This is a genomic window from Streptomyces sp. NEAU-174 (assembly GCF_052665095.1).
The window spans coordinates 1-22,773 of record NZ_JBQTCE010000022.1 but is presented as its reverse complement, the minus strand read 5'-3'; the positions used below and the strand labels follow the sequence as shown (position 1 = coordinate 22,773).

Annotated in this window: 19 protein-coding genes; 11 read left to right on the top strand and 8 right to left on the bottom strand. The window is 68.2% G+C overall.

The features are described from left to right. Positions 1-7: 7 nt before the first annotated feature. The 4 genes from ACT2CW_RS42960 to ACT2CW_RS42945 are packed head-to-tail and all read left to right on the top strand — an operon-like array spanning position 8 to position 5,221. Entirely contained in the window at positions 8-2,704 is a 2,697-nt protein-coding gene (locus tag ACT2CW_RS42960) for a PEP/pyruvate-binding domain-containing protein (RefSeq protein WP_164436107.1), read from the top strand. Beyond that, a complete protein-coding gene (locus ACT2CW_RS42955) occupies positions 2,701-3,672 on the top strand; it encodes a hypothetical protein (RefSeq protein WP_445520546.1) in 972 nt (323 codons plus the stop codon). Before ACT2CW_RS42960 ends, ACT2CW_RS42955 begins: the two co-directional genes overlap by 4 nt. Continuing rightward, positions 3,669-4,688 (top strand): MDR family NADP-dependent oxidoreductase, encoded by a 1,020-nt coding sequence (locus ACT2CW_RS42950; RefSeq protein ID WP_445520545.1) that lies wholly within the window; start codon positions 3,669-3,671, stop codon positions 4,686-4,688. The genes ACT2CW_RS42955 and ACT2CW_RS42950 overlap by 4 nt, the downstream gene beginning before the upstream one ends. 8 nt (positions 4,689-4,696) lie before the next feature. After that, entirely contained in the window at positions 4,697-5,221 is a 525-nt protein-coding gene (locus ACT2CW_RS42945; RefSeq protein WP_164436104.1) for an NUDIX domain-containing protein, read from the top strand. A gap of 177 nt (positions 5,222-5,398) precedes the next feature. On the opposite strand, the gene ACT2CW_RS42940 is transcribed toward ACT2CW_RS42945, so the two are convergent. Beyond that, positions 5,399-6,436 (bottom strand): IS110 family transposase, encoded by a 1,038-nt coding sequence (locus tag ACT2CW_RS42940; protein ID WP_250853594.1) that lies wholly within the window; start codon positions 6,434-6,436, stop codon positions 5,399-5,401. 285 nt (positions 6,437-6,721) lie between these two features. Between ACT2CW_RS42940 and ACT2CW_RS42935 the strand changes: the two genes are divergently transcribed. Together ACT2CW_RS42935 and ACT2CW_RS42930 are read left to right on the top strand one after the other, a co-directional pair. Beyond that, positions 6,722-7,939: an IS110 family transposase gene (locus ACT2CW_RS42935; RefSeq protein ID WP_375792357.1), complete on the top strand. Its 1,218-nt coding sequence runs from the start codon at positions 6,722-6,724 to the stop codon at positions 7,937-7,939. Between the two features lie 89 nt (positions 7,940-8,028). Beyond that, on the top strand, positions 8,029-8,220 hold the full coding sequence (locus ACT2CW_RS42930; RefSeq protein ID WP_445520544.1) for a hypothetical protein: 192 nt from the start codon (positions 8,029-8,031) through the stop codon (positions 8,218-8,220). A 184-nt stretch (positions 8,221-8,404) separates the two neighbouring features. Here the strand turns inward: ACT2CW_RS42930 and ACT2CW_RS42925 are convergent, their stop codons facing one another. The 5 genes from ACT2CW_RS42925 to ACT2CW_RS42905 all read right to left on the bottom strand — a co-directional run bounded on the left by ACT2CW_RS42925 (position 8,405) and on the right by ACT2CW_RS42905 (position 14,640). Continuing rightward, positions 8,405-11,131, bottom strand: a complete 2,727-nt coding sequence (locus ACT2CW_RS42925; RefSeq protein WP_250853592.1) for a SpoIIE family protein phosphatase/ATP-binding protein — start codon at positions 11,129-11,131, stop codon at positions 8,405-8,407. A 790-nt stretch (positions 11,132-11,921) separates the two neighbouring features. Next, entirely contained in the window at positions 11,922-13,268 is a 1,347-nt protein-coding gene (locus ACT2CW_RS42920) for a phytase (protein ID WP_138911719.1), read from the bottom strand. A 236-nt stretch (positions 13,269-13,504) separates the two neighbouring features. Continuing rightward, positions 13,505-13,753, bottom strand: coding sequence for a hypothetical protein (locus ACT2CW_RS42915; protein WP_138911720.1), 249 nt, complete (start codon positions 13,751-13,753; stop codon positions 13,505-13,507). Positions 13,754-13,788: 35 nt separating this feature from the next. Continuing rightward, positions 13,789-14,256: a DUF418 domain-containing protein gene (locus ACT2CW_RS42910; protein ID WP_445520543.1), complete on the bottom strand. Its 468-nt coding sequence runs from the start codon at positions 14,254-14,256 to the stop codon at positions 13,789-13,791. Positions 14,257-14,493: 237 nt separating this feature from the next. Continuing rightward, the gene (locus tag ACT2CW_RS42905; protein ID WP_445520542.1) at positions 14,494-14,640 is read right to left on the bottom strand and encodes a hypothetical protein; all 147 of its coding nucleotides are present in this window, start codon (positions 14,638-14,640) and stop codon (positions 14,494-14,496) included. A gap of 383 nt (positions 14,641-15,023) precedes the next feature. Between ACT2CW_RS42905 and ACT2CW_RS42900 the strand changes: the two genes are divergently transcribed. After that, a complete protein-coding gene (locus ACT2CW_RS42900) occupies positions 15,024-15,380 on the top strand; it encodes a hypothetical protein (RefSeq protein WP_164436103.1) in 357 nt (118 codons plus the stop codon). Positions 15,381-16,022: 642 nt separating this feature from the next. Here ACT2CW_RS42900 and ACT2CW_RS42895 read toward each other — a convergent pair. Continuing rightward, complete coding sequence (locus ACT2CW_RS42895) at positions 16,023-16,847, bottom strand: helix-turn-helix transcriptional regulator (protein ID WP_037964761.1); 825 nt, start codon at positions 16,845-16,847, stop codon at positions 16,023-16,025. A 218-nt stretch (positions 16,848-17,065) separates the two neighbouring features. Between ACT2CW_RS42895 and ACT2CW_RS42890 the strand changes: the two genes are divergently transcribed. Beyond that, positions 17,066-17,803 (top strand): SDR family oxidoreductase, encoded by a 738-nt coding sequence (locus tag ACT2CW_RS42890; RefSeq protein WP_445520541.1) that lies wholly within the window; start codon positions 17,066-17,068, stop codon positions 17,801-17,803. Positions 17,804-18,015: 212 nt separating this feature from the next. Beyond that, the gene (locus ACT2CW_RS42885; RefSeq protein WP_164437350.1) at positions 18,016-18,663 is read left to right on the top strand and encodes a hypothetical protein; all 648 of its coding nucleotides are present in this window, start codon (positions 18,016-18,018) and stop codon (positions 18,661-18,663) included. A gap of 54 nt (positions 18,664-18,717) precedes the next feature. On the opposite strand, the gene ACT2CW_RS42880 is transcribed toward ACT2CW_RS42885, so the two are convergent. Then, entirely contained in the window at positions 18,718-19,446 is a 729-nt protein-coding gene (locus ACT2CW_RS42880) for a TetR family transcriptional regulator (protein WP_037964765.1), read from the bottom strand. Positions 19,447-19,600: 154 nt separating this feature from the next. Here ACT2CW_RS42880 and ACT2CW_RS42875 point away from each other — a divergent pair, with 154 nt between their 5' ends. Together ACT2CW_RS42875 and ACT2CW_RS42870 are read left to right on the top strand one after the other, a co-directional pair. After that, the gene (locus ACT2CW_RS42875) at positions 19,601-20,752 is read left to right on the top strand and encodes an acyl-CoA dehydrogenase family protein (RefSeq protein WP_037964769.1); all 1,152 of its coding nucleotides are present in this window, start codon (positions 19,601-19,603) and stop codon (positions 20,750-20,752) included. 1,206 nt (positions 20,753-21,958) lie between these two features. After that, on the top strand, positions 21,959-22,756 hold the full coding sequence (locus ACT2CW_RS42870; protein WP_445520540.1) for an SDR family NAD(P)-dependent oxidoreductase: 798 nt from the start codon (positions 21,959-21,961) through the stop codon (positions 22,754-22,756). The last annotated feature ends 17 nt before the right edge of the window (positions 22,757-22,773 follow it).

Below are 22,773 nucleotides of genomic sequence, written 5' to 3'. Positions count from 1 at the left end.
GGCGCCCATGAAACTCCGTCTCTCGAAGAAGCGCCCGGTGCTGCGTGGACGCGCCCTGCTGGACGAGACGCAGGTCGGCCCGAAGTTCGCCCGCCAGGCGCGAATGGCCGACGCCGGATTCCCGGTTCCCCGGTTCTTCTGTGTGTCGGCGCCGGTGTTCACGGAAGTCCTGAAGCCGATTCGCACCGAGCTGGACGCTCTGCTCGCCTGTCTCGACCCGGCCGATTACGATGGCGTGGAGAAAAAGGCCACGCGGCTACGGCAGCTGGTGCTCGGCGTACCGGTTCCGACCGCCGTGGAGCGGGAGTTGTTCGAGGCGTTCGACGCGGTCTTCGGCGCCGATGCCGTGGTGTCGGTCCGCTCGTCTGTGGTCGGCCGAGGCTCCCAGGCAGGCGAGGACTCAGCGCACGACGCGTTCGCTGGGATCAGCGACAGCTTCCTGTACGTCACCCGTGATCAGCTCCTGGAGCGGATACGGCAGTGCTGGGCGTCCGGGTTTGGTGCGGAGGCGCTACTGTACCGGGCGGCGCGGGGTGGCACCCAGCACGGTTTCGCGGTGGCCGTCGGCGTGCAGCGCATGGAGCTGGGCCGACGTTCCTTCGTACTGTTCACATGCGATCCCCTGACCGGTGCCCGGGACCGGGTGCTCGCGGCGGGGCTGGGGATCGGCGAGGGCGTCGTACAGGAGAAGGTCCCGGTCGACCACTACTTCATCAGCCGGCGCGGGGACACGATCCGTTCGGTGCTGGCGCACAAGACACATGCGATGGAGGAGAACCCCGCACGGCTCGCCGACGGACCGGGCGCGGTGCCCGTGCCGGAGGAGCTCCAGGATCTGCCCGTGCTGTCGGAAGAACAGATTCGACAGGCAGTGGCGGCCGGGGACCGGATCGAGAAGCTCTTCGGCGGCCCGCAGGACATCGAGGGCACCTTCACGGCCGACGGCCGGCTGCACATCCTGCAGGCCCGCCCGGTGGTGCTGGAGCTGGACCGGCAGCGACTGTGGAGCAATGCCAACATCACCGAGTCCTATCCCGACGTCACGACCGCGCTGACCTATTCCTTCGCACAGCGCTTCTACCGTGAGGACTTCCACGACTTCTACCGGCTGCTCGGGGTGCCACGGAAGGTCCTGGACCGGCACGAGGGCGAACTGCGCGGCATGATCGGTATGTTGCACGGCCGGGTCTTCTACTCGCTGAGCGTCTGGTACACGCTGCACGGGCTGAGCCGGACCTTCCCGCTGTGGCGGGGCAGCTTCGAGCGGATGATGGGCATGTCGCCATCGGTGACACATGTGACGCCGACCCCGCCGCTCACCGACCTCGCCCTGTTGCCGGCCACGGCGAAAACCCTGGTACGGCTGGCGTGGCGGCTGGTGACGCACGGTGTGGCGGTGAAGGACTTCGAGTCCTGGTGGGAGCGGACCCTCACCGCGCACCGGGAGGCCGCCAAGATGGCCGATCCGCTGCAACTGAGCCAGCTGATGCGGTCCTTGTGGAAGGAGGTCGGCGGCCGCTGGGGCATCACGCTGGTCAACGACATACTGCTGCAGATGCATGAGACCGTGGCCATGAAGATGCTGGAACGTTGGGTGCCGGGGGCCGGCCCAGGGCTGCACAGCGATCTGCTGTGCGGCGGGGAGGAGAACCGCAGCGTCGTCATCCTGATGTCGATCGTCGACATCGCCGAGCGCGTCCGCGCCGCGCCGCGCGTCTTGGCGGCCCTCGACGTCAAGCCCGCCGACGAGGTGTGGGCGGAGATCGACCGTGGCGCCTACGGCGGCGAACTCGCCGATCGTATCCGCGAACACGCCGAGCTGCACGGCGACCGGGGTCTGCAGGAATTGAAGCTTGAGGTGACGGTCCCCCGCGACCGGCCGTCCCAACTGCTGTGCATGGCCGCCGAGTACGCGCGCGGCGACCTCACCCGCGCGCTGCTGCGGGAGCGAGAGGCCGAGGTCCGGCTGGCGGGCGAGCGCAGGCTGGCCGAGCATTTCACCGGGCGGCCGCTGCGCAAGCAGGCGCTGCGCGCGGTGCTGGCTGGGCAGCGCCGGTACATCAACATGCGGGAGAACACCCGCTATCGGCGCAGCGAGCTGTACGGCTTCGGCCGTCAGGTCTACCGCCGGCTCGGCGCCGACCTGGCCGCGCGCGGACTGCTGGAGCGGGCCGAGGACGTGGCACATCTGACGGAGGAGGAGATCCTCGGTACATACGACGGGACTGCGGTCACCGACGACTTACGGGGCCTGGCCGCCGTCCGCAAGGCCGAGTTCGACGCCCGGGGCCCCGAACTGCCCATGGACTTCGTGACGATGGGCCCGGTTCGTGACGCGCTGCCGGCCCCGAATCGGGTGGCGGCCGACTCGGGCACGCTGTACGGCCTCGGCTCCAGCGGCGGGGTCGTACGCGGTACCGCGCGGGTCGTCGTCGATCCGCGCGACTTCGGTGAGCCCAGCGACAACATGATCCTCATCGCCCGGGAGACCGACCCCGGCTGGCTGTTTTTGATGCTGTCGGCGCGCGGCATCGTCGTCGAGCGCGGCACGCTGCTGTCGCACACGGCGATCTCCGGGCGCAAGTTCGGCATCCCAACCATCGTGGCGCTCCCTCACGCAACGGCCCGTATCCCTGACGGCGCCCAGGTGGAGATGGACGGCGCGGCTGGCACCGTGACGATCCTGGAGGAGGACGAGGCATGACCGTCGCTGGCACCCCCCACCCAATGGCCGGCGCCTCCCGCTCGGCTGCCGACAGTGCCCGCCGCCTTGGTGCCTTCTTCGCGGAGCGGGCGCCCTGGCGGGTCTACATCACCTACGCGGTCCTGTGGGTGCTCGCCCTCGAGGGCACCCTGGCCGCCTTGACCCCCGGGACCGACTTCAGGCTGGGCGGCGCACTGCTCGCCGAGATCGCCACGGTCTATCTGGCGCTCCTGTTCATCCGGGTCGTCGACGAGCAGAAAGACCTGGAGTACGACCGAGTCCACAATCCGGGCCGGCCGCTGCCGCGCGGCGCGATCGATGTGCGGGAGCTGCGGGTGGCGATGGCCCTGATCGTCGTCGCGGAACTCGCACTCACCGGCTGGCGGTCGCTACTGCTGGCAGGCTGGCTACTGTTCGACCTGGTCTACATCTGTTTCCTGGTGCGGCTGGAACGCTGGTCGGCGACCGTGCGGGACCGGGTCTTCGTCAATCTGCTGGTGAGCTATCCAGTGCAGGCGATGCTGAGCGTGCACATCTGGCTGTCGTTCAGGGATGCGACCGGCGGCGGCTCGGCACCGCATGCGCTGGTGGGCGGGCTGTTGTGCGTGCTCGTGTTCATGCACTTCGAATTCGCCCGCAAGACCGGCGCTCGGGTGGTGCCGGGGGCGACGTTGTACTCCAACGTGGTCGGGCTGCGCGGCTCGGTCGCGCTGACCGTGGGGTGCGCGCTGGCCGGGGCAGGGCTGGCGCTGGCGGTGGTCCGGCCCTGGGAGCTGCACGGCGCGGCCGCGCTGGCGGGCTGGCTGCCGGTGACCGCACTGGGCTTCGTATGGACGGGCGCGGAACGGTTCGCGTCGCTGCGTACGCCGATATGGCCACCGGGGCCTGCGATGGGGTATGTGGCCTGGCTGTATCTCGGGGTGTTCGGCGCCGCGCTGGCCGTGGTCAGGCCGGGGGCCGGAGGATGAACGCGAGGGCGCTGCCGACCACCGTCGAGGAGATCCGGCTGGCCGCCCATGTGGCCAGTGAGCTGCGGCCGGAGCACTTCGAGACGGTGCGGGTGCCGCTGCGCCGAGCGGGCGTCGGGCAGGTGCTGGTGCGCAACCTCCTGTTGCGCGTCGCCGCCGTCACCCGCACCCTGATGGCCCCGGAGCGAGTGCTGCCGATGGCGCCCTACCGGCCCGGCCGGGCTTTGGGTGGCGCCGCCCTCGGCCAAGTGGTCGAGGCTCCTGGGACGGGGCTGCGCCCCGGTGAGCTGGTCCGGCACGATTACGGCTGGCAGCAGTACGCCCTGCTGCCGAGCGCCTCCGTGCGCCGGGTCGATCCGGCCCGTTGGCCCGACCCGGCGGCCTGTCTGTCACAGGGGTTCGTGGGCTGGCTGGCGGTCGACCGCACCGGGGTGCGCGCTGGGGACACGGTCTTGGTCACAGGGGCGGCGGGCGGGGTCGGTACGGTCGCCGGGCAGTTCGCGCGGCTGCGGGGGGCCGGGCGGCTGATCGGGACGACGAGCGCGCGATGGAAGGCGGAGCGGCTGCGGCGTGAGTTGGGTTTCGACGCCGTGCTGGTGCGCGGGCAGGGGCCGATCGCCGAGCAGTTGCGGGCGGCGGCTCCGGAGGGCGTGGACGTGCTGGTCGACACGGTCGGTGGGGAGCAGTTCGAGGCCGCGCTGTCCTGTGCCCGGCGCGGGGCGCGCTGCGCGGTGGTGGGCGCCGTCGGCCGGCAGGCGGGTGGCGGCACCCGCGCCCAGGCCACGCTGGACACCCTCGCGCTGTTTTCCGGGGGCATCAGTGTGCAGGGGCTGACAGTGCGCGACCATCAGGCGTCGGCGGCCCGCTGGGAGGCGGAGTTCAGCGCCGGGCTACGGGAGGGCAGGCTGCGTTTCCCGCACGTCCGGCTAGCTGGGCTCGGCCAGGCTCCGGGCGCTCTGCTCGATCTGCTGGCGGGCCGCCACCTGGGCACGGTACTGGTGGAGACCCACTGGTGAGGAGAGATATGGAAGAGATCGTCGCCCTGTACGCCCAGGACGAGTTGCCCGGCCGAGTCGTCGGCAGCGCGCCCAGAAGCCGGATGCGTGCGCGGAACCTGCCGCACGCCGCCGCGAAGACCCTGGTCAGGGATGTCTCCGGGCAGGTGTACGTGCATCGCCGCACCGACACCAAAGACCTGTATCCCGGTCTGTACGACGTGTGGGTCGGTGGGGTAATCGCGGCGGGCGAGGAGCCGGACAACGCCGCGGAGCGGGAACTGGCCGAGGAACTCGGTGTGAAGGACTGTACGGTGCGGCTGGTCGACCGTCACTGGTTCACGAACACGCACACCAATTTCCTGGCCCACATCTACGAGACAGTGTACGAGCCGACGCTGCACGGCCCGATCGCCCATCAGCCGGAGGAGGTCGCCGAGGGCTGGTGGCTGCCCTGGGACGGGCTCAAGACGCGGCTGGCCGACCCGGACTGGCCGTTCGTCCCGGACGGGCGGGCACTGCTGGCCAGCTACGAGCGGGTACGCGGGGCCTGAGCCTGTCCTGCCGTGCTAGCGCGGGCCCACGCCGGCGGCCGTCCCGCTCCGGATTGGCAACGCAGGCTCCAACACTGCCGTCGCCCACATCGAAACCACCCGGCCCGTCCTGGCACAACTGACCAGACATCTGCGGAGGGGACGCCGGGCACTGACTCTGAACCTCCTATAGATTCGTCAAGTGGCTGGAAAGGTCGATGGGATGACTCTGAAGGCGCCGGTGAGGTGGTGGTAACCTCGCGCGCGATGAAGCGCTTGAGGCATCTGAAGATATCCTTCGTCTTGAGCCCTTCGAGGGTCCGTCGTGCCACGTAGTTTCGGGTTCGTGCGTCGTGGCGCATGCGGACCAGCACGATTGTGTGTAGCGCGCGGCTGGCCCGGCGGTCGGTGCGGCCGGAGGAGGCCGGCACGGGTGCGGGCGGCGCACAGGTAGGCGAAGGATGCCTTCGAGACGAGCCTGTCGGGGTTGTCTCCGGCTGTGACCAGCAGCTGCCCGGCGGTTTCGGTCCCGACGCCCGGTAGCGCGAGCAGGCCGGGCGCGGTGCTGGCGATCAGGGCGCGCAGTTCGGTGACTGCGTCCGCGATCTCCACGCTCAGGTGCTGGTGGCACTTGGTCAGGCGCTTGAGCGCGAGTTTGACGGCGACGGCCGGGTCGGTCAAATCGGCGCCGGGACGGCTGGCGGACAGGCGCCGTATCAACTCGGTGGTGGTCAGCGAGGGCAGTGCTTCGCGTACCGCGGCGGGCGCGGTGATGATCAGTGATTTGATCTGGTTGGTGGTCTGAGTACGTGCCTTGACGGTGCTGGCGCGGACCACGCGCCGCGCACGGATGGCCTCGACCGTGCCGTCGCGGCCCTTCGGGATGCCCTTGGCGCCGCCGGAGAGCACGGCGGTGGCGGCGGCGTAGGCGTCGACAGGGTCGGATTTGCCTGTGGCGCGGCGAGCTCGACGGTCGGGTCGGTCCACCTCGATCACGGTGATCTGGTTGGTCCGCGGGTGCCGGGCGAGTTCGGCGCCGAAGGATCCGGTGCCCTCCATGCCCACCATCAGTACCTGACCGTGCGAGCGCAGCCACGCCAGCAGGTGCCGATAGCCTTCCGGCGTGGTGGGGGACGCCTCGGTGGCCAGGTGCTGGCCTATGGTGTCGATGACGGCGGCCTGGTGGACGTCGGTGTGGGTGTCAATCCCGCCGATCACTTCGATGGGCTGTGGCATGGCGTCCGCATTCGTCCTTCCGCGCGCGGTGTGGGCTGACACGCACCGGTCCGGTGGACGGACACGACTGTGATGGGACCGCGTCGGTCAAGCTCCTGACTTGTTGAATCGAGCCCAGACGCGCGGTCTGCAGCCGTAGCCTCCAGGGTGCCGGTCGGCACGGGCCCGCAGTGCTCCTTGCCGCCCCGCGGGGGCTGGCTCACTCATAGCGTGCCGCAGCCGGTCGGCACCCGCGCGGTGTGGCTCGACAGAGGCATGATGGTGACACGGTGACTTCGAGTCAGGATGCCCACCGCACTCCCTTCCCCTTCTCAGCGAGTGCGAGGCCAGCCCGTGATCCTGATCGGTGTCGATCCGCACAAGTCATCCCACACCGCCGTCGCCGTCGACGTCGCGGGCCACCAGGTGGCCGAGCGCCGGTTCATCGTCAACACCGGGACCTTCCGTCAGCTGATGCGCTGGTGCGAGCAGTGGCCCAAGCGCCGCTTCACCGTCGAAGGCGCCCGCGGCCTGGGCCGAACCCTCGCCCAGCAGCTGGCCGCCGCAGGCGAGAAGGTGGTGGACATGCCCTCCACCCTGTCGGCCCGGGCCCGGCTGCTGGCCACCGGCGGTGGCCGCAAGACCGACGCGAAAGACGCCCGCCACGTCGCCCAGGTCGCCCTCTTCCGCCACGACCTGCGGCCCGTCGAGCCCCAAGACCAGACCACGATCCTGCGGTTGCTGACCGAACGGCACGACGACCTGGTCCACGAACGCACCCGCGTCCTCAACCGGCTCCACGCCGTCCTGCGCGACCTTCTGCCCGGCGGCGCCCCCACCGGCTTGTCCGCCGACAAGGCCGCCGTCGCAATGAAGGCCGTCCGCCCCGTGACGGCCACGGATGCCTGCAGCCGGGACATAGCCCGCGACCTGCTGGCCGACCTGCGGCGCCTGGACCGGCAGGTCAAGGATAACGAAGCCGAGATGCGCGACGCCCTCGCGGTGACCCGCACCGGGCTGACCACTCTGCCGGGCCTGGGACCGTGCTGGCCGCCAAGGTCATCGGCCACGTCGGCGACGTCAGCCGCTTCCCCACCTGGACGCCTCGAGCGGCAACAACGTACGCCACCGGCTCAACACCGGCGGCAACCGCGCGCTGAACTCCGTACTGCACATCATCGCCGTCTGCCAGATCCGCGACGGCGGACGCGGGCAGGACTACTACCTGCGCAAGATCGCGGAAGGCAAAACATCAGCGGAGGCCCGACGGGCCCTGAAACGACGGCTGTCCAACGTGGTTTACCGGATCATGAAACGCGACCAACGAAACCACCTCGCTCAGGCTGCTTGACACACAGAGGCGCTATGAGGTCACGATCGCCGAGCCGGTATGCGCAACGGCACCGCTGGGAAGGTCGACGATTCAGAGTGAGGACAGCCGAAGCGTCGATCGGGGATCGGGTCAGACCCCGAGCGGTGCCTCCCTCATCCTCACAGTCGGGGATACGGATGTGCTCGCGGTGATCGAACACGGCAGTCGCCGGATCCGCGTCCTGGGCGCCACCGCGCATCCGAGCGCATCCTGGGTAGCACAAGCGGCAAAGAACCTGGTCATGGACCTCGAAGACCTCGGCTGCCGGGCACGAGTCATGATCCGGGACCGAGACGGGAAGTTCTCTGCCCTCGTCGATGCCGTCCTCAAGGACGCAGGGATCGAAGTCGTCCTCAGTAGCATCCAGACGCCCAGGATGAACTCGATCACGGAAAGGTGGATACAGACCTGTCGCCGCGAGCCCCCTCGGTAATGGTGGCTACAACGTACGCCACTACGTCCTGAATCTGCCTTGTCGACGACCTGAAGAGCTACACAGCCACCACTCTCAGAGGCCGCGCCAGGGCTCATTGACCTGCCGTTGGCATGGCAGATATGAGCACCGAGCCCGCCAAAGTCCTCGATGCCTCACCGCTTACCATGCGCGAGATTGTTCGTCACATGGGCGGCTCTTCCCACTGCTCCAGGAGGGGCTCCGCTGTTCCACGGGTGTCGGCCGTGCCGTCGTCAAGGGCCTGTTCGGTCCAGATCACCTTACCGTGTGGCGTATAGCGGGTCCCCCAACGCTGCGCGAACTGGGCGACGAGGAACAGGCCGCGCCCGCCCTCGTCGGTGGTCTTGGCACTGCGCATATAGGGGGAGGTGCTGGAGCCGTCGGATACCTCGCAGATCACGGTGCGGTCATACAGAAGCCGAACGGTGATGGGCTCGCTGCCATAGCGGATGGCGTTGGTGACCAACTCGCTGAGGATCAGCTCGGTCGTGAAGGCGGTCCCCTCCAGCCCCCAGTCGGCCAGCTGCCGGGCGACCCGGCTACGGACGGAGGCGACGGCGGCGGGGTCGGCGGGTACCTCCCAGGTTGTGACCTGTGTGGAGGCGAGCACGCGGGTTCGGGCCATCAGCAGTGCGATGTCATCGCTCGGATCCTCGGGTACCAGCGCGTCCAGTACCGCCTGGCAGGTGTTGTCCATACTGCGGTCCGGATGGCCTGCCAGGACGCTGCCGAGGAGTTCGAGGCCCACGTCGATGTCGCGGTGGCGGTCTTCGACGAGGCCGTCAGTGAAGAGGGCGACTTGGCTGCCCTCGGCAAGCTGCAGTTCCACGGTCTCGAAGGGCAGACCTCCCAGACCGAGGGGCAGGCCGGCGGGCACATCGGGGTATTCCACGGCGCCGTCGGGATGGACGATGGCGGGCCCCGGATGCCCGGCCCGGGCCACGGTGCAGCGACCGGAGACCGGATCGTAGATGGCGTACAGACAGGTGGCCCCCGTGGCTTCCTCTCCTGCACTCTCGGTCGTCCGGTCCTGGTCGATTCTGGCGACCAGCTCGTCCAATCGGACGAGGAGGTCGTCGGGGGCCAGGTCGAGGGCCGAGAAGTTGTGCACCGCGGTGCGCAACCGCCCCATGGTGGCCGCTGCGTGCAGTCCGTGCCCGACCACGTCGCCGACCACGAGGGCGACCCGGGTGCCGGGCAGCGGGATGATGTCGAACCAGTCGCCGCCCACACCGGCCCGGGCAGGCAGGTACCGGTACGCCACTTCGAGAGCGTTCTGCTCGGGGACGCCGCCGGGGAGCAGACTGCGCTGCAGGGTGACGGCCATGGTGTGCTCTCGGGTGTAGCGGCGGGCATTGTCGATGCACACCGCCGCACGGGCAGCCAGCTCCTCGGCGAAGGACAGATCCTCCTCCCCGAAGAGCTCAGATTGCTCAGCGCGCCAGAAGTCGACCGCCCCCAGCACCACGCCGCGCGCCTGCAACGGCACAGTGATCAGCGAGCGAACGCCATAGTCGAGGATCCTTTGGGTGCGTTCCGGGTCCTGAGCCTTCCAACCGGGTGCCGTATGCAGATCGGCCTCAAGGGTCGGGTGGCCGCTCGCCATACCCAACGCAGTCGGTGCCGCGGGGACAAACCTGACAAGCTCACCCACCGGGTAGAACGGCGGATCATCCCGGATGCCGCAGAAGGCCGTGCGGCGCATCTCGCTGCTTGGCCCGACCGGCTCCTCACCGCGCAGAACGGGATCAAGGAGCTCTACGGTGACGAAGTCGGCGAACCCAGGGACTGCCACCTCGGTCAGTTCCTCGGCAGTACGTACCACATTGAGTGTAGTGCCGACGCGCACACCAGCGTTGTAGAGCAGTTGAAGCCGCCGGCGGGCCTCCTCGGCCCGGTCGGTGAGCGCATGCAGCTCGGTGGTGTCCCGCAGTGTCGTCACGCTCCCCGGCGGACCTCCTCGACGGTCGGTCGGTCGAACATTGACCGCGAGCAGCCGGTCACCGGCTGGGCACACCTTGTCCGTGGCCTCACGACCGGAAAGCAGCAACTGCGCGAGGCCGGGAGCCAGGCTGAGGTCGGTGACCGGCCGTCCTTCCACATCCGAGGGCAGCGCTAGCAGCCGTCGAGCCTCGTCGTTGGCCAGCAGCAGCCGTCCGTCGCCCCGGACGATCACCACCCCTTCGCGGACCGAGTGCAGTACGGCGTTGTGGTGGTCGTACATCCGTGTGATCTCGGCAGCGCCCAGGCCGTGCGTCTGCCGTCGCAACCGCCGACTCGCCAGCACAGAACTGCCCGAGGCGAGAAGGAGTGCACCCGCCGCTGAACCCAGCACCACCGGCAGCTGTTCTGCCACCATGGTGTTCACCCTCTTCATCGTGATCCCGGCCGAAACCAGGCCGACCAGCTTGCCATCCGGCCTGGTCACGGGCACAGAGGAGGTCATGCTGACGCCTGTGACCGTGGGGAAGCTTCTGATGAAGGGCCGATTGGCCCGCGCGGCCTTGAGCGTTTCCTCGTACGGGCCGACGATGTGCTTCCCGATCTTCTTGGGGTCAGGGTGCGTGTACCGGATCCCAGCTGTGTTCCACACCACGATGTAGTCGAGGTGGGCGTCCTTCCGGGCAGCCTCGGCGCGTGGCTGCAGCACCGCCGTGGGATTCCGGCCGGCCAGGGCCTCGATCATGCCAGGCGAGTGGGCGAAAGCCTCGGCTGCGGCGAGTGTTCGGTCACGAGCATCCCGGGTGCTCTCGCGCTGAGCCTGCAGCACAAGAGCTGCTACCGCGGCGGCGACGAGCAGGACGATGAGAATAACCTGCAGGGCCAGCATCTGGCTCGCGACGCTGCGCGTTTTTTTACGCTGAGCAAATGAACGGGAAATTACTTCCATATCGTATTTTTACCACTGTTCCCATGTTTTTCATGGATGCCACTGATGCTAGTAGAATGCCCGTGGTGTCCGGAGCGGCACTTCCGGAGCCGGTAAGAGGGATGTGGCAGGCGTCCGACAAGCATGGGGCGAACTCCCCAGGGGCAACAGCAACATGCTGATCATCCGTACCCTCGTTGCCGTCGTGATCTCGAGCTGTGACGGCGCTGCGAGGCGCGACGGGGCTATTTGGACGATGTTGATGGGTGCACCACCGTCTACGTTCGCGACGGGAACAACAACTTCTCAAATACCTGGTGGGCCCCTGAAGAGTGTCTTTATTTGCTGTACGCGGGTTGACCTGGGGCTCTGCGTCCGTCCAAGGATGGGCACGCTGGGTGCTTCCGGTTCCTCATCTGTCGTGACCGGGACAATAAGTTCACCGGCCGCATTCGACGCCGTCTTCGCCGGCAACGGCACAGCGGCCATCCCGACCCTGCCGTAAATCCCGCAGTCCACCCCACTCGCCGAACGATGGATACGTACAGCCCGCACCGAATGCGCCCGACCGAATTCATCGAGGACTCGGTGTGAGGCGTTGTGCCCCCGAGGTGGCCACCGATCTGCTTGCTCAAGTACGAGAGCATCGCGCGCAGCAGGGGCGGAGCGGTACAGGGGAGGACGGCGAGGTGTCGGCAGACGGCGTGCCACTGGTGCGGGGGCGGGACATGCCTGGCTCACACGGTCGCACTGGTCGCAAGGTGTGGTGGAGCGCCCGGCGGCCGTCGGAGGTGTCAGCGCGGTGCGGACGTCACAGGTCGGCGGCGTCCATCACGTCGCCCAGGTCGACGAACTTGAAGCCGGTCGCCGTGCGGGTGCCGCCCTCGCCATCGGGGACCTCGGGGGTCTCGTGGCCGTCTTGGACGACCAGCATGCCGTTCGGGTAGCGGCTGCCCAGCGGGGCGTTCAGGACGGCGGCGCCGTCGCACTCCTCCGACCCGTCGAGGGTCGCGGAGGCCGCGCCGACGCGGAAGCCGCCCTCGTACTCGTTGTCCTCGCTCACCTCACGGTCGTACAGGGCGAAGGTGCTGTCGCCCTGGCTGGAGGCGAAGAGGTAGCCGTCGTCGTCGGACTCCTGGAACAGGGTCAAGCCCTCGACGTCCGCGGTCAGCCGCTCGCCGCCGAAACCGGGGTCGGCGCCGGCCGTGCACTCCTCGGTGGTCTCGTCGTAGACGCCGGGGACGCCGTACTCACGGACCTTCTCCACCAGGACCGGCTTGTCGGTCAGGTCGGCGCGCAGCCGCCAGATACCGACGTCCTCCTGGCCTGCGTAGAGGGTGCCGGTGGCGGGGTCCACCGCCATGCCCTCGACCTGGGGGAGCTCACCCGGCTCGGCGCAGGGCGACCAGGTGGCGCCGTCGGGCAGACGGAATGACGCCGGAAGGTCGAGGGTGCGGACCTTGCGGTAGTCGACGGTGCCCCGCGCGGTCGGGGTCAGTTCGACGAGGGCGAGCCGGGTCCGCTCCCGCCGGCTGACCAAGGCGTAGGAGCGGCCGGTGGCCTTGTCCTGCCAGGTGGCGAGGCCGTACGCGGTGCGCTGGTCGTTGATCTCGGCTTGGTCGGCGGAGAAGACCGGGACGGCGGCCGGGTCGGTTATGTCGGTCAGTGGGGCGCCCGGCTTGGACGGGTCGATGCGGTAGATCCGCAGCCGGTCGTTGCCCCGGTCGCTGACCACGGCCACATCGGCCCGGCCGGTGGGGGTTTTCAGACCGGTGACGAGGTCGACGTTGTTGAACCGGCCCGGGGCGTCGTCCTGGGCCGGCGGCCGTGGCGCGGGCAGTGACTGCACCAGGCGGGCGTCCAGGCCGTACACGCGCAGGCCGCCTTCCTTGGCGGTCGCGATGACGAGGCTGCGGTCGGGGTCGGCCGCGTTGCGCCAGATCGCGGGGTCGTCCGCGTCGGAGTTGCCGCCCGCCTCGTCGTCGTAGAGGGCGGGGGTCTCGCTGGTCGGGGTGACCGTCGGCAAGCCCTCATCGTTGGCCCCAGCCGGGGTGGCGGTCAGGAGGGCGAGCAGGACCGCACCCAAGGCGAGGGCGGCGGCCGTACGCGGAGTGCGATGCGTTCTCACCAGCGCTTCCTTGGTCGGTGTCGAGGACATGCCAATCTTGCGTGGAGAACTTGGCCTGGAGGGAACCGTGACCTGAACACTTGCCACAAAAGAGACGGCCCGATACCAATTGCCGTTCAGCACTGTACAGTACGGCCGCTGCGTGGTGTCGTATGGGAGCGCTGTCGGAGCCTGCGGACGACCCGCTCCAGACCTGGACCGCACGGCACCAGCGTCCGGAAGGCAGCGCTCGTCGGCCACCACTGTGGCGCTGCCGACGGATGCCTTCACCGGTCAGCTCCTACGCTGTGCAGCCGTTGCGGCTGCCGGATCTCGGTCGGCCAGAACACCGGCTGCACTGGCCGGCTGACCACAACGACGAGCCGGGTGTCGGCGTCGACGATCAGCACGGTGGCGGCACCGAAGCGCGGACACGGTGGAAGCACGCCCGCAGCGGCCTTCGGATCAGCACAGGCAACCGCCCTGCCACGGGGCGGCAGGGTGAGGTCGGTCCAGGCGCGCAGCGACCATTCCACGGGCCGTACGGATGCCGGCGCGGCCACCAACGGCATCAGGTCGTCCGGAGGACGAACAACGTCAATGTGATCATGGCGATCCAGACCGGTGCGACGCGGCCGACGAACGAGGTGCCGTAGCCGGTGAACATCAGCGTACCCACCAGGGGCTGGGCCAGGTAGTTGATGAGGGTCATGCGTCCGGCAGGGGCCAGGGCCGAGGTCGTCACACGGGCGTGGCCGCCGATGGCGAGCCGCAGGCCGGCCGTCCCGTGTGCGGCAGCCAACAGCGATGCGGTGATCACATCCGCCCCGAGGGCGAGGACTTGGGAGGCGCCGCCCGGCTGGGGCAGGCCAGTGTGGGCGCACACCACGCCGTCCCCGAGGTCCGGGCCGAAGCCAGCCCACCCGATGCGGCGGCTGTCGATGTCGGCACGGCCGCGGGCCCAGTCGACCGCGGCCAGGGTCTCCTCCGCGCGGTCGGTCATGCTCAGCTCCAGCCAGTCGCTTTCCGACCCCGCCACGCCCGGATTGCCGAGAGACGGCGAGGTCTAACCCGCGCGAAGGACTCCCACAGAGGCCGGTAGAACGTGTCGCGCGTGGCGTTTATGGGCCGCCCCGCCGTGAGCCGCGGCGATTGAGGCCCTACAGGCCGGAACCCGTGCCCTCTTCCTGCGCCGCGCACGGGCCGTCGGCCCTCCTACGCGCTCGCCGTGCCCGACCGTACGCTCAGGGCCTGGCTGCCCGGCTGTGTTGCGGGCTCATCGGTGGCCGCGCAGCTTTCGTACCAGCTCCTGGGCTTGTGCGCGGCGGCGCGGATCGGCTGCGGTCTGGCGCACCTGTTCGATCGTTCGCCTACTCTGCGGACTCCTCGCGAACTGCTTGATGCGTTCGACGACTCGAGCCACGACACTCCTTCCGCCGGGATGCTCTGCCTGTCTGAGGCACCGTTGGGGTCTCGGCTGCCCGGTGACCGGCCCTCCACCCCCTTCCGGCCAAGGATCGGCCCGGCTGCTGCCGGACGGCTCGCGGGCCGCGGTGTCCCGGTCGGCGTCGGGCGCCGGTGACCTGGCTCGACGGCATGTCCTCCGAAGGCGGCTGGAGTGGTTGAAGCGCCATCTGGTCCCTCAGATGCCCCAGGTGGCGCGTTCGCGCCGGTGACGGGCTGCCGGGTCCGAAAGGGCTGGGCTGTCTGAAAGAGGGCTCATCGGGTTGCGCTCGTGTTCACCCTACCGGAATCTTCAACTTCTGAAGACCGCAAGGCGTGTTGCGGGATGAGTAACTCAACTACATGTACACACCCGGTCGGCGGGACGAGGAGGAAATGATGCAGATCTGGATCAAATGGGGCATTGCGTCCGCAGGAGTCGTCACAGCATTGATTCTCTCGTTCGGCCTGTCCGTGCCGGCCGCCGCCGGAGCCCGGACATCCGGGTCGGCTCCGGCCTGCGTGGCGATGTCCGAGAGCTGGCGATACACCAATGCCGCCAATAACTGCGCGGACACCGTGAGTGTGATGGTCGTCTACCAGGACGGCGCGACCGGCCTGTGCTCCACGCTCCCGCCGGGCGCGTACAGCACGGTCGGGGAGGGATACCTCGGCCGGCACGGTCACCCCGACCACCTGGCGGTATGCGAGGTGTCCTGAGTCCGATGCGCCGGATCACGGAGGCTGTTCGCCCCACTGCCGGTCGGTGCGCGGCACCGTCTCCAGGTCGCCGGGCCGGCCCAGGCCTTTGGTCAGAGGCGGGAGACGGGTGGGAGAGACCGAAAGCAACGTCGAATGTCGTCTCGCGGCCCAGGTCAAGCCTCAGAAGGGTGCCTACCAGGCATCACGCCGCGAACAACGCCGAGATCCTCGTGCTTCGCCATGAGGTCGCTGTGCTGCGCCGACAGATCGAGCGGCCACAGCTCTCATGACCGTGCCGTGCTTTCAGCTCTCGCCCGGCAGCTGCCATGCGCTTTACGCCGCCGTCGGCTGGTCACCCCAGGTGCGCTGCTGACCTGGCACTGGCGTCTGGTGCGCTGGAAGTGGTGCCAGACACGCGATTGGACCCGGTCGGCCACCGTTGCCGGAAGAGACAGCCGGACTCATCCAGCGCCTGGCGAGAGAACCGGCCTGGGGTATACGCGTCGATGTCCTGGGCGTCACCGCGCCTCCCCGCCGGTGCATGGGTCACCCAACTCGTCCGCAACCTGCTCATGGATCTCGGCGAGGGCTGGGTACTTCCGGTTCCGCTGGTGCTCCGCCGCCGTAACCGTGAGCGAACGCCGCCGTCGACCTCTTCCTTCATTCGCCGGTCACGGCTACGCCCCCGTCGGGCGGTTCGCTGCTGTCGAAATAGACGACCAGCGTCTGTTCCATCTGTTCGGCAAGGTGAAAAGCGGTGTACACATAGTCGATCGCTCCTCGTTGCGGGTGCCGTAGCCGTTTCCGACCGCTGTGCCGGGCCTGCACCTCGTACTGGGGCCACCAGTCCCGTACTTCCGGGCTGCCCTCGTTCAGTTCCTCGATCAGTCGGGTGTACCGCGGGTCGCCGGAATGGCGTACGGCCAGCGTCCGAAGTCGGCCGAGCAGGCCGCGTGCCTCGGGTTCCCAGTCGACCAGAACGTCCCGGGCCATCGGTTCGAGAAACACCCAGCGGACGAAGTTGGCCCGCCGGTCCGCCTCGGTGATGAGCCTCGGGAACAACTCGTCGGCCGCCTGGTTGTGGCTGAGGACGTCATAGTTACCGCCGATGATGTATGCAGGGTTCGGCTGGAGCAACAGGGGGACGGCACCCACCTCGGCCGTCAGTGGCTCGCTTTCCTCGGCTTCGGCCGCAGGCGCGTGACCGGCAAGATGCAGAAGATGATCGCGCTCGTGCCGGTCGAGCCGCAGCGCCGCCGCGAGTGCGTTGAGCACCTGTTCGGAGACGCGGATCTCCCGCCCCTGCTCCAGGTACGTGTACCAGGTGGCGCTGATCCCGGCCAGCAGCGCCAGTTCCTCTCGGCGAAGTCCCGGAGTGCGACGGCGACCAGTCTGGGGCAGGCCCACCTCGTCAGGGGTCAGGCGCTCTCTCCGGCTGCGGAGGAACTCACTCAGCAGACGGCGTTGGTCCGGCTGCGTAGGCATGACGGCAGTACTTTCAGTTCCAGAATAAATACGGTCTGGATACCAGGCTAACGCCCCCGGAGACTGGTGTGCGAGCACGGGCCGCGGCACTGCCGACGGCCTCACACGGTCACACCGGCACCCGGCGGTCCAGTGCGCAGCGGCTTCCGGACACTTCTCCAGGGCCCGCTGCCGCTCGGCCTCCCGGTCCCGGTGCGGAGAACGGAGAGGACAACTTCATGTCCGAAATCAACGGCAAAGTGGTGGCGATCACCGGAGCCAGCAGCGGCATCGGTGAGGCAATCGCACTGCTGCTCGCCGAACGCGGCGCGCGACTCGTCCTTGGCGCACGCCGGTCCGAACGCCTGGCGGAACTGGTGGCCCGGATCGAGAAGGCGGGTGGCGCAGCCGTGCAGATCCGCACCGACGTGACGCGGCGGGATGACCTGCAGGCCCTGGTCGCGCTGGCCGGTGAGCGATTCGGCCGACTCGACGTACTCGTCAGCAATGCCGGAGTCGGCACGATCTCGCCTCTCGATGATCTGCGCGTCGACGAGTGGGACCACATGGTCGACGTCAACGTGAAGGGCGTCCTGCACGGGATCGGCGCCGCGTTGCCGGTCTTCCGTGCGCAGGGCGCCGGCCACTTCATCACCACCGCCTCCACGGCCGCCTTTCGCATCGTGCCGACCATGGCCGTCTACGCGGGCACCAAGTTCGCGGTCCGTGCCATCTGCGAAGGACTGCGCCAGGAAGCCGGCGACTCCCTGCGGGTGACCACCGTCTCACCGGGCCCAATTGCGACGGACTTCGCCGAGGCGTCAACCAACAGCCAGGTCAGGGCAGAGATCGTGAAGATGCGGGACCGTATGGCGATCCCGCCCGACGCGATCGCCCGGGCCATCGCTTTCGCGATCGAACAGCCTGCCGCGGTCGACGTGAACGAGATCGTCGTCCGGCCCACTGCCCAGAGCTGACCTCTTCGCCCCTCGGGTGCGGACACCCGCTACGACCCTTGACGTGGTCCTCCATCCCAGGGACGAGGTCGCCGTGATGCTGAAGGACGCAGTGGCGGAAGAAGGGTGGCGGCTGGGCCATCGTCGAGGTCGACGGCACGTCGCTGGAACCCTGCGAAAGCGCCCGTGTGAGCCGTGGGTGGGTCGAGGCCGTCGAGGCAGGAGGCCTTCTCGTGGCCGACGTCCTGTGTGTGGGCTGCGGCCCGGTCGGTTCGGCCTACGTCCGAGCCGTCCTCGACGCCATTACGGATGCGCGGATCGTGATCGTCGGGGCCGGTGCCCAGACAACCGACCCACCCGCCTCGCATGTCAAGAACAATCGGGATGATGCTCTCCGTGCCAGCGCCTCCCTGCGCTCCCAAGGCCCCGACCAGGTGCAACGCGAGGTCGTGTCTGTCCCGGAACGTGGTGGTGCTTATAGGGCGGGCTTTCCCGAGCGGCTCCTGGACCGACCCGGCCTGTATCTGATCGAGGGCGAACCGCACCGTCGCCACGGCGGCCTGGCGGCGGCATCGGCCATCGCCTGCGTCGGCGGCTTGGCAACCCAGTGGACTGCTGCCTGTTCACGTCCGTCCGGCAGCGCGGTGATCCCGTTTCTTGAGTCGGAGGAACTCAAGGGTGCTTTCTCGGCTGCCGAGCGTTACCTCGCGGTGTCGAATTCCGCGATCAACCAGACGCCGCGTGACGTGAAGAGACGTGGCATCCATGTCCGCAGAGCCACCGCGGACGACAAAGGCGGCGGGGGCTTGTTCCTCGTCGCCCAACTGGCTGATAGATGGGGAACGTGCTCCGCGTACCGTCGTAGACGGTTTGAGACTTAGTTCTCCCTCTAAGAGTACTGAGTCTCACCAGATGGATGGGAGGAACAGGGCGGGTCAGGGGTCGCCGAGCGTGGTCTCGATCCCGCGGACGACGCGCCACATCGGCGCCTTCCGTTTGGTGATCAGGACGACGACGTCGTCGGCGTCCTCCTCGTGGGCGCTTCTGGCCTCGCCTTCCGGCCCCCAAGAGTTCAGCACGAACCGCAGAGCGTGGTCCATGTGGGCCGTGGGGTCGTCCTGTCCACCAGAGCGGAGCCATGCGCGGAGCGCGTTGTTGTGAGCTGCCACCACGGAGGCGGCGATCACGTCAGCGCGCAGCGTTCCGTCGGGCCGATGCGCGAAGCGTCGGCGCAGGTAGTCGGCGAGGGTGCGCTCGTAGCGCCATACCACAGACAACTCATGATGGCGGAGCCCCGGAACGCTCTTGGTCAGACGGTACCGCTGAACGGCGAAGGAGGGGTTGCCGGAGTACATCCGCATGACGAGGCGCGCAGCGTCGCAAACCCGGATCACCGGATCCTCCTCGCCGCTCCCATCCTGCAGGAAGGCCGTCATCTCGGCCAAGCAGCCTTCGTGGTCGGGGAAGACCACATCCTCCTTGGAGGGGAAGTAGCGGAAGAAGGAACTCCTGCCCACGCCCGCGAGCCGGACGATGTCATCGACCGTGGTCTGCTCGAACCCGTGCTTGGTGAAGAGATCGAACGCCGCCGCGATCAGGGCCTCCCGCTTCGAGGGCTTCGCGGAGCCGCCGGCTCCCCGCCCCTGTCCCTGTGCCTCGCTCATACGGGGAACCTAACACCACCCCATCACGTGCCATTGGATCTGTGAAACTCAGTGTGCATAATGATGGTACTGAGTTCCACTTCGGGGTTCATGCTGACTTCCTACGCGTCCCTGTCTGCCAGTGGCAGGGCCAGAGACCGAGGTATTCCCTGCCATGAATCAGGACTTCGACCTGTACCAGACGTCGGAGGAGCACGAGATGCTCCGCGCGTCGATCCGCTCGCTTGCCGAGGCGAAGATCGCGCCTTTCGCCGCCGAGGTGGACGAACAGAGCCGCTTCCCGGCCGAGGCCCTCAAGGCGCTGGTCGCCGCCGACCTGCACGCGGTGCATGTGCCACAGGAGTACGGCGGCTCGGGAGCGGACGCGCTGGCCACTGTGATCGTCATCGAGGAGGTCGCGCGGGTGTGCGCCTCCTCGTCGCTGATCCCGGCGGTGAACAAGCTCGGTTCGCTGCCAGTGATCCTCTCCGGCTCCGAGGAGTTGAAGAAGAGGTACCTGGCTCCGCTGGCCGAAGGTAACGCGTTGTTCTCGTACTGTCTCAGCGAGCCGGACGCGGGTTCGGACGCGGTGGGGATGACCACCAGGGCGGTACGCGAAGGCGACAGTTACGTTCTCAACGGCGTGAAGCGCTGGATCACCAACGCGGGCGTCTCGGAGTATTACACCGTCATGGCCGTGACCGACCCCGGCAAGCGGTCGAAGGGCATCTCCGCGTTCGTCGTCGAGAAGTCCGACGAGGGCGTGTCGTTCGGCGCGCCGGAGAAGAAGCTGGGCATCAAGGGGTCGCCGACCCGTGAGGTGTACCTCGACCAGGTTCGTATCCCGGCCGACCGCATGATCGGTGCCGACGGCACCGGCTTCGCGACGGCGATGAAGACGCTGGACCACACCCGTGTCACCATCGCGGCGCAGGCCCTCGGTATCGCCCAGGGCGCGCTGGACCACGCCAAGGGGTACGTCCAGGAGCGCAAGCAGTTCGGCAAGCCGATCGGCGACTTCCAGGGCGTGCAGTTCATGCTCGCCGACATGGCGATGAAGCTGGAGGCCGCCCGCCAGCTCACCTATGCCGCGGCCGCCAAGTCCGAACGCGTCGACTCCGACCTCACCTTCTACGGAGCTGCGGCCAAGTGCTTCGCCTCGGATGCCGCCATGCAGATCACCACTGACGCCGTGCAATTGCTGGGCGGCTATGGCTTCACACGCGACTATCCGGTGGAGCGGATGATGCGCGATGCCAAGATCACGCAGATCTATGAAGGTACGAATCAGATTCAGCGGATCGTCATGGCCCGCAACCTCCCGTAGGTGCAAGGCGGCAGCTACGGCCCCCATGGGCGCACGAGTAGCTCTCCTCGTTCCGCCACCAGACCTCGGGCCGCACACCACCTTGCGCGAACGGCGCAGCGGTCGGACGCCCGAGGTCATCAGCTCCGGTGCCTGATGCGTGCGGCGATGGTAGTGGCCTCGCCTGGCGATTCCACTACTAACTTCAGAGGAGACCGGAAGAACAGCAGGCGGAGTATCGGTGGCTCCTCCGCCTCGGCGGTGGGCCGTGCGCCCGGCAGGTCGCGGGCGGCTGCCCGCAGTGCCACGGCCGCCTCCGCGAGGCAACGGACGTGAGTCGTCGATTTCACTGCTCCGTCGTGACGTTTCAGGGCTCGGCCGGCATCTGGCTGCTTCGTCAGCCCGAGGCGTTCCATGTGCATCGACGGTACGGCACAGGTGAGTTGCTGGCTCTATGGCCTGGCCGGTTTGAGCATCTGGAAGAGGATGAGACAACCGTCGATCGTGCGGTGACGACCGCATGGGAGCCCACCCGTGCGACGGATCTGCTGAGGCGTGGCGAGCACCTGGAGATGGCCCGGTTCCAGGTGCACGGGGAGGTGTATCACCGTCCCCTCCCGGGTCTGGGATTTGGTCCATACGCGTATGGCTTTCGATGTTACAGGCGAGCGTTGCGGATGGTCCTGAGTTGTCATGGCGAACCCGGAATTCTGAAAGCCGTTGATGGCGTACATGGATATGTGCAAGGCGGCAGGAACGCCATCAGTCGGAAAGCAGTCCTTTGCGTCGGTCTTGCAAGACTGACGCACGATATGGTTTCAGCAGTGGGCTGACCGCATCGACAGCCGTCTGTACAGACGTCCTCCGCTCGGAGCCCTGGGTGCGGCGGTGGGGTTCTCCTCCAGGATGACCGGAGCCGGCCGAACATTGACATCTCGACGTATCGCCACGACCCGACATGATGCCCTGCGGGATGGCATGCACGGGTTCGTTGTGATCGACGTATTCGTCGTCGCTCGGAGACAACGGACGAGCATCGCCCCGTCAGTCCTAGGCAGAAGCGGTCTCTGGTGCAGACGGAGGCTGGAGGGCACGGTGATGGAGGCGGCCGCGACGCATGGCCGCCAGGACGGGGCTCAGGCATTGAAGACCGTGCTCGGCCGCTGAGCTGGGTCCGGGGGTTCGCTTGCGCGTCGCCCATGTCTCTTACGTTCGGAGAACACCATCATGACGTCCCACCCCAATCACCACCCCGCACCGGTGACCATCCAGGCCCGCCGGCTGGAGGGCAAGGTCATCCTGATCACCGGCGCGTCCGCCGGCATGGGCGAAGCCGCCACACGGCGCTTCGCCGCCGAAGGGGCCCACGTCGTGGCCGGCGCCCGGCGCACCGACCGCCTCCAGAGGCTGGCGGCCGAGCTGTCGACCGCCGACAACCAGATCATCGCCGTGCCACTGGATGTGACCGACGAGGCCACGGTGGAAGCCGCCGTAACCGCCGCGGTCAAGCGGTTCGGCCGCCTCGACGGCGCGCTCAACAACGCCGGCATCACCAGCGACGGCACACCACTGCACGAGAAGGACACCGATGCCTACGACCGGGTCATGGAGGTCAACGCCAGGGGTGTCTTCCTGTCCATGAAGCACGAGATCCCCGCGCTGCTCGCCGCCCAGGGCGGCTCGATCGTCAACGTCTCCTCCGTCGGCGGCATGGTCGGAGTGGCGGGCATCTCGGAATACGTCGCCTCGAAATGGGCCGTCAACGGCCTCACCAAGAGCGCAGCCCTGGAACTGGCCTCATCCAACGTGCGCGTCAACTCCCTCGCACCCGGCTCCACCCGCACCGAGATGTGGGACACCCTGCCCATCGAACTCCAGCAGCACCTGGCCTCCATGGCCCCGATGAACCAGATCGCCCTGGCCGACGACATGGCCCGCGCCGCCCTGTTCCTGCTCTCCGACGAAAGCCGCTGGACCACCGGCGCCATCATCCCCGCCGAAGGCGGCCACCACATCGGACGCTGACCCACACGTGCTCGGGG

Excerpts from the sequence above, each read along its gene's own strand:
- ACT2CW_RS42960 (WP_164436107.1), top strand. The coding sequence starts at position 8 with ATGAAACTCCGTCTCTCGAAGAAGCGCCCGGTGCTGCGTGGACGCGCC.
- ACT2CW_RS42955 (WP_445520546.1), top strand. The coding sequence starts at position 2,701 with ATGACCGTCGCTGGCACCCCCCACCCAATGGCCGGCGCCTCCCGCTCG.
- ACT2CW_RS42950 (WP_445520545.1), top strand. The coding sequence starts at position 3,669 with ATGAACGCGAGGGCGCTGCCGACCACCGTCGAGGAGATCCGGCTGGCC.
- ACT2CW_RS42945 (WP_164436104.1), top strand. The coding sequence starts at position 4,697 with ATGGAAGAGATCGTCGCCCTGTACGCCCAGGACGAGTTGCCCGGCCGA.
- ACT2CW_RS42940 (WP_250853594.1), bottom strand. The coding sequence starts at position 6,436 with ATGCCACAGCCCATCGAAGTGATCGGCGGGATTGACACCCACACCGAC.
- ACT2CW_RS42935 (WP_375792357.1), top strand. The coding sequence starts at position 6,722 with ATGCCCACCGCACTCCCTTCCCCTTCTCAGCGAGTGCGAGGCCAGCCC.
- ACT2CW_RS42930 (WP_445520544.1), top strand. The coding sequence starts at position 8,029 with ATGGACCTCGAAGACCTCGGCTGCCGGGCACGAGTCATGATCCGGGAC.
- ACT2CW_RS42925 (WP_250853592.1), bottom strand. The coding sequence starts at position 11,131 with ATGGAAGTAATTTCCCGTTCATTTGCTCAGCGTAAAAAAACGCGCAGC.
- ACT2CW_RS42920 (WP_138911719.1), bottom strand. The coding sequence starts at position 13,268 with ATGTCCTCGACACCGACCAAGGAAGCGCTGGTGAGAACGCATCGCACT.
- ACT2CW_RS42900 (WP_164436103.1), top strand. The coding sequence starts at position 15,024 with ATGTACACACCCGGTCGGCGGGACGAGGAGGAAATGATGCAGATCTGG.
- ACT2CW_RS42895 (WP_037964761.1), bottom strand. The coding sequence starts at position 16,847 with ATGCCTACGCAGCCGGACCAACGCCGTCTGCTGAGTGAGTTCCTCCGC.
- ACT2CW_RS42890 (WP_445520541.1), top strand. The coding sequence starts at position 17,066 with ATGTCCGAAATCAACGGCAAAGTGGTGGCGATCACCGGAGCCAGCAGC.
- ACT2CW_RS42880 (WP_037964765.1), bottom strand. The coding sequence starts at position 19,446 with ATGAGCGAGGCACAGGGACAGGGGCGGGGAGCCGGCGGCTCCGCGAAG.
- ACT2CW_RS42875 (WP_037964769.1), top strand. The coding sequence starts at position 19,601 with ATGAATCAGGACTTCGACCTGTACCAGACGTCGGAGGAGCACGAGATG.
- ACT2CW_RS42870 (WP_445520540.1), top strand. The coding sequence starts at position 21,959 with ATGACGTCCCACCCCAATCACCACCCCGCACCGGTGACCATCCAGGCC.